Raw genomic sequence first — 481 nt, 5'->3', positions numbered from 1 at the left:
GTTTCAAGGGAGAGCCTGGCGATTACCTACTTTCACACGGGTATCCGCACTATCATCGGCGTGGAGTCGTTTCACGGTCCTGTTCGGGATGGGAAGGGGTGGTTCCAACTCGCTATGGTCACCAGGCATAAACGGTGGCCGCGTTGAGCCATGTTCAACGCAGCGAATAGGGATGTAGTAGAGGTTGTGCGTATCGGCCAAGCTGCTCGTTATCACGGCAGCGGCACGCGATACTCAACCAGCAGAAACACACTGGTTATAGGATCAAGCCTTACGGGCAATTAGTACTGGTTAGCTTAACGCATTACTGCGCTTCCACACCCAGCCTATCAACGTCCTGGTCTCGAACGACCCTTCAAGGAGCTCAAGGCTCCAGGGAATCCTCATCTTCAGGCGAGTTTCCCGCTTAGATGCTTTCAGCGGTTATCTCTTCCGTACATAGCTACCCTGCGATGCCTCTGGCGAGACAACAGGTACACCA

At 53.8% G+C, this 481-nt stretch carries 2 rRNA genes; both read right to left on the bottom strand.

Annotated features, from left to right (window positions below):
* Positions 1 to 13 precede the first annotated feature (13 nt).
* Positions 14 to 126 (bottom strand): 5S ribosomal RNA (gene rrf, locus AC1DT6_RS40600).
* Positions 127 to 260: 134 nt separating this feature from the next.
* Positions 261 to 481 (bottom strand): 23S ribosomal RNA (locus tag AC1DT6_RS40595); the annotation flags it as partial.

The sequence above is a fragment of the Cupriavidus sp. 01L45 genome, from assembly GCF_056399885.1.
This window is presented reverse-complemented; position numbering and strand designations above follow the sequence as displayed.